Genomic DNA, 6,507 nt, shown 5'->3' on the forward strand with positions numbered 1-6,507 from the left:
ATCTTGTTTCTTTTGCGTTCGGGGTTTCCCAGTTTGGAGGAATCCAGTTTGGTAAACCGCGAACTGGTGACCAGTTCGGGATTTCGCGAACTGGTTGGATCGCGCCCAGGGTCTCCCGGTCGGCTGCCAAAGGATAGCGGCGTCAACGGCAAGATCGTATACACCTGACGGCCTAAGGTGCCGTTCGTACGCCGCTCGCGCGTTGCGGCAATGATGGGTTGGTTTTGCCACCGAAATTGCAAAAGGGCTTGAATCCGATTGCTTGCGGTGCTCTTGTTGACCCCCAAGGCCCGAGCGATGGTGGGCAGGGAGGGGTAGCAATGACCCTCGGCATCCATGTGCAAGGCAATGACACACAGCGTCTTCCAATCCCGGTCGGACATGGCCGCCAGAAAACCGGTGTCGAGGGCCGCCGTATAGAGCTTGATGAAGATTTGTGGACTCCAGGCCTTATCGATGGGATTAAAGCTCTGATTGACCTCAACGGTAAACGGCGCCTCGGACACGATCTCCCTCCTTCCGACACAACACCGTCATCATGCAGCGTCAGTCCTTGACCGGAATGCCTTCCGTCACCAGTCGCGTCACCTCGTCAGCGGAAATACGCACGGCACTGCCGATACGCACACTCTTTAACGCTCCTCGCTCAATCAAACGATACACAAAGGCACGGCTTAATCCACTCATCTGTGCCACTTCCACCGGACGAAATAATTCACGCCCGCTCGTGCGGGCGGTTTCTATCGACATCGCCATCTCTCATATCTCCTCTCGTTGTCCGCACTTTCCTACCGACGCATCCTCACCTCTCGTTTGCTTTACCACCGCAGACCCGCCAAGGCGTCAATCCATGGCGAGTCAGACGGTCCCGACATCACTGCGGTCACGGCCGCCTGTAATTCCTGCGTCTCGATGAGGTAGGGATTCAACCCGAGTTCAATCCAACTCAGCCAATAGGGAATGGGGCCTGCGCCACACTCCCCGGCCAGCAATAACTGCACTCCATGCGGGTACACCCCGCCCACATGGGCCTCGCGTCGGCTTTCAGCACTCCATTCCAACGATTCCACCCATTGTACGGTGATGAGGTGGTCCTGCCACTCCGTAAAGATCTGTTGCAGCGCCGATTCCACCTCGGACTGTCGATAGGGCATCACCATCGCCATGCTGCCTCCCTCCTTTTCTCACCACGTGGTTACGCCATAAATAAAGCCCGCACCGGGCGGGCCTAAGGGATAAATAGCTGTCCTAACCGATTACTGATCCCTGCATAACGGATCGTGAAAAGCCCCCACAATGGCCGAACCACGACCATGCGCCACCAATCGCGGACATTTCGCTCCACGGGGTAATGCGAGCGCCACTAAGGGGACCTCTCGCGAATGTCCACGCGATCGGAGAAGTTCCCGTTCGTGCTGCCGGATACGGCGGGCCAGGGCTTTCTGCGCTGCCCCATTTGCTGCCATCCTTCGGGCTTCCACGACATCCAATCGGGCATTATAGCGCGCATGAGCTTCCTGACAGGATTGCCGGTGGCGCTCCTGTTCTCTTCGAAACGCATGGGCCACCGCTAAAGCGTCCGCCTCTTCGGAGGGCGTTCCCGCTCGCAGATAATAGTCCGGCCAATCCGTCGCGCGAATCCACCCTTTCTTGAGCTTTCGACGAATGATGCTGGGTGATACGCGCGCCACCTGGCCATCGGGCTCACAAAGATAGGGCATACGGGTCTCCTTTCCGCCTACGTTCATCCGCCGCGCGGCGAACTTCCGCAAACTACCACTCTATACCGCTAGTTGGTCGCGTGCTTACGATAACAATCGGTGAACTCTGATATGAGCCTCCTATGCTATAATCCAATCGAACCGTGGACTCGGCCAGATGAACCCAGTAGCTTTTGTGGGCTTTAGGATCCGTTTTGGTCATGCTCACCTGGGATTTCTCCTCCCACCACCTCTGTCAAGGGTACATGTAGCGCTGTGGCAATCAATTGCAGCATGGACTGGGTGGGATTGGCTTTCCCGGTTTCAATTTCCGAAAGGAACGATCGTCCGCATCCCGCGACCTGAGCTAAGTCCCGTTGAGTCATGCCGCGTTCTCGACGCAACTGGCGGATGCGATTCACGGACGTTCCTCCTTTCCTAAGGGAGATGTCGGTATGGGCGACACATCCAGATTTATTATAATGTCGGTATGAGCGACATGTCAACGGTGTCTTTGCCATTTCCTCAGGCCTTCGGCGAACGATTAAAGCAGGCTCGCTTAACCCATCATCTGTCACAGAGTGCTTTGGCGAATCAGCTTACCATCGGACGCAGCACATTAGTTGAATACGAATCCGGTGCCACGGTCCCGTCGCTGACGGTAGCGGTGCGCCTTGCCGACGCGTTGGAGGTATCTTTGGATTGGCTCTGTGGTCTGACTCCGCCCCGTTAATACCGGCCTCTCTTCGTTGATCCTACCAACGGTTGAACAATCGGCAGGGCCAACCTCTCAACCTTTAATGATTCCCTCTCGAGTACCCAGCGTTTCTATCTGTCTGTTCACGTGCTCGTGGTGTCCACCGGGTCTCTTGCCCTTACCCTAAACGGCTTTCCCTTGCGTGAACAGGGAGATTCCTCGAGCTATCCCCTCATATCCTCCGGTATACGCCCGTCTCTCCCTCCCTGCGCGCGCGTTTTTTGTGCTATACTTTTGGGCAAATATTCCAAGGGAGGATGTGGATCATGTCGAAGGAAGAGAAAACGGCACGCATATCCCTCTATGTGACACCCACCTGTCGGGCACAACTGGATCATCTCTGGCGCGAAACGGGCCGTCAAAAAAGTGAAATCGTGGCGGCCGCGCTCGCCCACTATTACGATGCCTTGCGAGAGCAAGGGCAAATCCGCGCAGCACACTAACCGACCATGTCTTTGCGGCCGACAAGGGGGGAATAACAGATGCCCGACGCGCCATCTCGACGCATTTTTGGTCTCTTTATTGTCTACCGCTTCGCTCTGGCCCTCCTGATTGCGTGGATCGTCCTCGAAGCACCTCACTACCATGTTCCATTGCCTATCGGATGGCCCTTGGTGGCTTTCGTGGTTGTCTATGACGTCGTCCTCTGGCTGACTTGGCGTTTCGTCGATTTTGTCACCTATGGTACGCTCTTAAGCCTTATTGCCATGGGTCTCGATACCCTTCTCGCGGCACTCGTGCTATTACAATTCGCTTTTCCGACGAATACCGATTCTCCGGTCCTCCTCCCCCTTTTAGCCTTCGAGGGTTGGGCCTATTGGAATTGGATCGGCGGCCTCTTTGGCACGCTCGCCACCGAACTGCTGTTACTAGGCACCTGGTTCTATCAAAAAGCCGTAGGGCATGCCGCGTTCTCCCCGGGGCTTTTAGTCTTTTGGGCCCTGGTGCTACTCATCATCGGGCTCGTGCCCGTTTCCATTAGCCTCGTCTCAAATTCGCGCGAATCCAATCGTACCATCCCCCAGCCCGTGACGACGGAACCCACCGAACTCGACACGGCGGACAGATTGACTGAGCGAGAACGCGAAATCTATGAATATCTCAAGGCCGGGAAGAAACTCACGGAGATCGCGCAACTGTGTACCATCGAATATGGCACGGTAAAAACGCACACCCGCCATATCTATCGTAAATTCGGCGTGTCCTCCCGCGAAGAGTTGCCTTAAACCGGAAAAATACCCCGGTATACACCCTCATCTCTCCCTATCTCCAAAGCGGGAGGACGAACACAATAGACAGTAAGACCGGGGGAGCGACAACAGCGATGGGAGGATAGGCCATGAAACACCAGACTCTGTGGGCGACGATGACCGCCTTGGCGGCGGCGATGGTCCCGTGCCCAGTCCATGCCGCGACCACCCCATCGGTGCCGTGGCAACTGACAGGTGCTTCTCGCTGGATACCGAGCCCCCGCTTCTACGCGAGAACTACTGAGATAGCCTCGTCTCCCCAATCCGTCCACTTTGATATGCAAGACGCCCAGTATTATCAAATTCCACTGAATCGACCGCCCATCTCCATTACGGTGAGTCCCGGTCAGACTATTGCCATTCGGGAAATGGCCGAGAACACCCGGCAGGACACAGCGTTAGTGAAGATTGGCATCCCATCGACAACGAGCATGGCCAAAGTTTCGGCATCTCCCATGCTAAGACCCGCCTATCGTGTTGCCGATCCTCCCGGCGGCTACCCCAGTGTATCCGGTGCATACACTGAAACCGGATGGAATGATTTTTTGGGAATTACGGTCGGGATTGTCTGGAATTTCATCAGCTTCTCGTATAATGGCAGGCAAGTGACGACCTATCATACTTGGGACGCGGTGAAGCATCCCTTTCCCGATGGCGACTACTTCATCAGTAATCACCAAGGCCATGGAGAAACCGGCGGAAACGCCTCAGGATGGACTTACGCCGTGGAAGATGCGCCCGCTTTCGCCAACACCAAAATCTATTGGCATGTGAATGAAGTCACGGCACATGGGAATGGCCGCGTCACCGGCTACGTGAACACGTGGGCATCGGGAGCGGATAAATATCTCTTGGGAGGATGGTGGCAAATTGTCCATGGATAGCACGCGAAAACCCAAATGGATCTTTGGGGTCCTCTTTATTAGCCTTCTTATCGACGTGGCCAATGTCTTTCGCTTGGTCCATGGCCCGGTTCCCTCTCCCTTCTTTCTTCCCTGGGTGGTCGCCGGGCTCATCACCCTCTATCTCACCTTTAGCCGGCATGATTCCAAGACGCTGCGCATCGTGCTGTGGATTATTCTCTCGTTAGCCGTCTTGTTGGTCTCGATTTTGTCCGACGGTACCAATCTCAGTCTCTGGGTCTGGATCGCCCTTATCATCGGACCAGTCACGCCTATCCCCATGCGCCAACTGGCCGCCGGCATTCTGGGATTAGCACACGTTGCAAGCCAAATCGTCCTCTTACCCTTACCAACCCATAATGCGCCGCTGTCCTATGTCATCATTCAAGTCACGGGACTCGTCGGTCTCCTTCTCTGGCATCAGTGGCATCGGCCTCACCGTGCTATGGAACAGGCGTTGTGACCACCCAAACAGGTCCCATTCTGGTCATCGGTGCCACAGGAAATCAAGGCGGACACGTTGCCCGGGCACTTCTCAACGATGGGTGGACAGTGCATGCCTTAACACGCAATGCAGCAAGCCCCAAGGCGCAGGCGCTGAAAAGCCAGGGAGCCCACCTTGTCACCGGGGATATGACCGATGTCTCCGCTCTGACCAAGTCCATTAAAGAGGTCACCGGAGTCTTCAGCGTCCAGAATTTCTGGGATCTGGGCCTGAAAGAGGAAGTCCGACTGGGGTCCAACGTGATCCAAGCGGCAGTCAATGCCGGGAACCGCCCCCACATTGTCTACAGTTCAGGCCTTGGCGCGGAAAAGCGCCAGAATGTTGCGGCCATCGATGGCAAAGCCATCATCGAAGAGGAATTGGGAAATTCAAGACTTCCCTTTACCATCTTGCGTCCCGGCCTTTTTATGGACGACTTTCTAGGTGCAAGCTTACCCTTTGCTCGACCGATTCAACAACTCCTCGATGGCCATCGGCCATTGGTTGGTCGACTGTTTCTAGCCACCCTGCGCGCCGTAATGCCAAAGGATAGTTGCATTCCTCTCACGACTCTCCAAGATGTCGGCCGAATGGTAGCTTGGGCGTTTGCAAATCCGGGCGAATCGCAGGGGAAGGCCTATGAGGTGATAGGGAGCAGTGAGCCGCCTGAGACATTGTGTGCTCTTTGGACTCAGGAAACGAGACAACAAATCCCACGTATTCCGGGCATGGCGCTCGGTCTTCAGGTCGGTCATCCCAAGATGGCTGCATTGTTGGAATGGCTCGGAATAAAAGCTTACGAGAAGGCCCGAGCGCCATTCGATCTGACCACCTATGCCGATTGGTTGAAGGACTAACGACTGAACGCCGCACCATGTACAAGGCCGTACTGAGCAACACACACTTTATACGCACGCACCTGATTACTCTGCCCTATCTCCTCGAAATCTCAGGTCTTCCAGAAACTCTGACGCAGGGTCAACCCCAGTAACCAGCAGATAATCCCGGGCACGGGTACAAGCCACATATAGCAGATGGCGTTCTGTAGCATGAACCTCTTCCAAATCCGCTTCATCCACCACAGCCTCGATGCGAGCCTGCAAGGGAATCACGTCGTCGTCACAAGCCATAACCACCACCGCACGGAATTCCAAGCCCTTAGCCAGATGCATGGTACCAAGTGACGCATGTGCCGCCGTATTATCTAGCCCGTCATCCAAGATGCGCGTCGGCAAATCCGCCCGTTTAGACGCAGCCAAGGCCCGAGGCATTTCCTCTTTGGACCGAACAAAGATACCGATCTCGTTCGGCTTGACACCATCTTTGTATACCCTTTCAGCCAACCATGCGCCGACTTTGTCGATTTCATCGGACTGGCTGTCCACAACGAGAATGCTCGGTTCGGGACCATTAA

12 protein-coding genes are annotated in these 6,507 nt (G+C 55.4%); 6 read left to right on the forward strand and 6 right to left on the reverse strand.

Translation table 11 applies throughout. From position 1 onward, the window contains the following. From ACOJWD_RS11740 to ACOJWD_RS11760, 5 genes are all read right to left on the reverse strand, one after another. The coding region (locus tag ACOJWD_RS11740) for a helix-turn-helix domain-containing protein (RefSeq protein WP_486993416.1) at positions 1-506 on the reverse strand (506 nt) is incomplete at its 3' end. Positions 507-546: 40 nt separating this feature from the next. Beyond that, positions 547-756: a helix-turn-helix domain-containing protein gene (locus tag ACOJWD_RS11745; RefSeq protein ID WP_486993417.1), complete on the reverse strand. Its 210-nt coding sequence runs from the start codon at positions 754-756 to the stop codon at positions 547-549. A 62-nt stretch (positions 757-818) separates the two neighbouring features. Next, positions 819-1,166 carry a hypothetical protein gene (locus ACOJWD_RS11750; RefSeq protein WP_486993418.1) on the reverse strand — a complete coding sequence of 116 codons (348 nt, stop codon included), beginning with the start codon at positions 1,164-1,166 and terminating at the stop codon, positions 819-821. Between the two features lie 90 nt (positions 1,167-1,256). After that, positions 1,257-1,721: a hypothetical protein gene (locus ACOJWD_RS11755; RefSeq protein WP_486993419.1), complete on the reverse strand. Its 465-nt coding sequence runs from the start codon at positions 1,719-1,721 to the stop codon at positions 1,257-1,259. Positions 1,722-1,903: 182 nt separating this feature from the next. Then, positions 1,904-2,122, reverse strand: coding sequence for a helix-turn-helix domain-containing protein (locus ACOJWD_RS11760; protein WP_486993420.1), 219 nt, complete (start codon positions 2,120-2,122; stop codon positions 1,904-1,906). Positions 2,123-2,199: 77 nt separating this feature from the next. Between ACOJWD_RS11760 and ACOJWD_RS11765 the strand changes: the two genes are divergently transcribed. The 6 genes from ACOJWD_RS11765 to ACOJWD_RS11790 all read left to right on the forward strand — a co-directional run bounded on the left by ACOJWD_RS11765 (position 2,200) and on the right by ACOJWD_RS11790 (position 5,950). Then, positions 2,200-2,433: a helix-turn-helix domain-containing protein gene (locus ACOJWD_RS11765; RefSeq protein ID WP_486993421.1), complete on the forward strand. Its 234-nt coding sequence runs from the start codon at positions 2,200-2,202 to the stop codon at positions 2,431-2,433. A gap of 290 nt (positions 2,434-2,723) precedes the next feature. After that, on the forward strand, positions 2,724-2,900 hold the full coding sequence (locus ACOJWD_RS11770) for a hypothetical protein (RefSeq protein WP_486993422.1): 177 nt from the start codon (positions 2,724-2,726) through the stop codon (positions 2,898-2,900). Positions 2,901-2,939: 39 nt separating this feature from the next. Further along, positions 2,940-3,683 carry a helix-turn-helix transcriptional regulator gene (locus ACOJWD_RS11775; protein WP_486993423.1) on the forward strand — a complete coding sequence of 248 codons (744 nt, stop codon included), beginning with the start codon at positions 2,940-2,942 and terminating at the stop codon, positions 3,681-3,683. Positions 3,684-3,796: 113 nt separating this feature from the next. Then, entirely contained in the window at positions 3,797-4,591 is a 795-nt protein-coding gene (locus ACOJWD_RS11780) for a hypothetical protein (protein ID WP_486993424.1), read from the forward strand. After that, positions 4,584-5,072 carry a hypothetical protein gene (locus ACOJWD_RS11785; RefSeq protein ID WP_486993425.1) on the forward strand — a complete coding sequence of 163 codons (489 nt, stop codon included), beginning with the start codon at positions 4,584-4,586 and terminating at the stop codon, positions 5,070-5,072. The genes ACOJWD_RS11780 and ACOJWD_RS11785 overlap by 8 nt, the downstream gene beginning before the upstream one ends. Next, a complete protein-coding gene (locus tag ACOJWD_RS11790) occupies positions 5,069-5,950 on the forward strand; it encodes an NmrA/HSCARG family protein (protein ID WP_486993426.1) in 882 nt (293 codons plus the stop codon). Before ACOJWD_RS11785 ends, ACOJWD_RS11790 begins: the two co-directional genes overlap by 4 nt. 66 nt (positions 5,951-6,016) lie before the next feature. On the opposite strand, the gene ACOJWD_RS11795 is transcribed toward ACOJWD_RS11790, so the two are convergent. Continuing rightward, positions 6,017-6,507, reverse strand: a 491-nt coding sequence (locus tag ACOJWD_RS11795) for a 3'-5' exonuclease (protein WP_486993427.1), incomplete at its 5' end; no start/stop codon positions are given.

It is taken from the genome of Sulfobacillus sp. TH-112 (assembly GCF_057473405.1).

Bases quoted from the DNA above. Each gene is read 5' to 3' on its own strand.
- ACOJWD_RS11785 (WP_486993425.1), top strand. From the start codon at position 4,584: ATGGATAGCACGCGAAAACCCAAATGGATCTTTGGGGTCCTCTTTATT.
- ACOJWD_RS11745 (WP_486993417.1), bottom strand. From the start codon at position 756: ATGGCGATGTCGATAGAAACCGCCCGCACGAGCGGGCGTGAATTATTT.
- ACOJWD_RS11765 (WP_486993421.1), top strand. From the start codon at position 2,200: ATGTCAACGGTGTCTTTGCCATTTCCTCAGGCCTTCGGCGAACGATTA.
- ACOJWD_RS11750 (WP_486993418.1), bottom strand. From the start codon at position 1,166: ATGGCGATGGTGATGCCCTATCGACAGTCCGAGGTGGAATCGGCGCTG.
- ACOJWD_RS11780 (WP_486993424.1), top strand. From the start codon at position 3,797: ATGAAACACCAGACTCTGTGGGCGACGATGACCGCCTTGGCGGCGGCG.
- ACOJWD_RS11775 (WP_486993423.1), top strand. From the start codon at position 2,940: ATGCCCGACGCGCCATCTCGACGCATTTTTGGTCTCTTTATTGTCTAC.
- ACOJWD_RS11770 (WP_486993422.1), top strand. From the start codon at position 2,724: ATGTCGAAGGAAGAGAAAACGGCACGCATATCCCTCTATGTGACACCC.
- ACOJWD_RS11755 (WP_486993419.1), bottom strand. From the start codon at position 1,721: ATGCCCTATCTTTGTGAGCCCGATGGCCAGGTGGCGCGCGTATCACCC.